The organism is Actinoalloteichus spitiensis RMV-1378, from assembly GCF_000239155.1.
Lineage (GTDB): Bacteria > Actinomycetota > Actinomycetes > Mycobacteriales > Pseudonocardiaceae > Actinoalloteichus_B > Actinoalloteichus_B spitiensis.
Map to the genome: position 1 here is coordinate 1 of NZ_AGVX02000878.1, position 586 is coordinate 586.

Consider the following 586-nt stretch of genomic DNA (forward strand, 5'->3'; position numbering starts at 1 on the left):
GGGGTCCGTCCGGCCTGCCGGGCCAACAACCCCGCCAGGTCCGAACCAGGAACGGGATGGTCCGCACCTGCCCACCGCATCGGCAGGTTCTCGTCGGCAGCCGGCCTGATCATCAGTTTCCCCTCGGTGGCCAGGTGATCACGAACGTGGGTTTCGGCTGTTGGGCAGGGCGGGCCGGGAGCGAGCAGCTGTTGTCGTCCCTCGCTCGGCTCTGCTGCCCGGCATCCGCCAAGCTCAGTCCAGTGCGCTGTCACCCTCGGTGAACAGCGAGCCCTCGATGTCGGACAGGATCTTCTCCTCGATCACCTCGGCAAGGCGGGTGATCGTCGGGTTCTCGAAGAAGAGCCGCGCTGAGAAGTCGATGCCGAAGGTTTCCTGAATCGCATCGATGACCTGGAGACTCAGAATCGAGTTACCACCGGTCTCGAAGAAGTTGACATCGGTTCCGACTGAGCTGACGTGCAGCACATCGGACCAGATGTCGACCAGAGCTTCCTCGGTCGGAGTCGCGGGATCTCCCGCGGATCCGTGCATCTCCTGCTGAGGGGCGGGCAGCGCCGCGCGGTCGAGCTTGCCGTTCCCGGTC

General features: G+C 64.8%; 1 protein-coding gene. It reads right to left on the reverse strand.

The window, feature by feature from the left end; all coding sequences use genetic code 11:
* Positions 1–234: 234 nt before the first annotated feature.
* Positions 235–586: phosphopantetheine-binding protein (locus ACTIDRAF_RS31600; RefSeq protein WP_039789963.1), on the reverse strand; the 352-nt coding region annotated here is incomplete at its 5' end.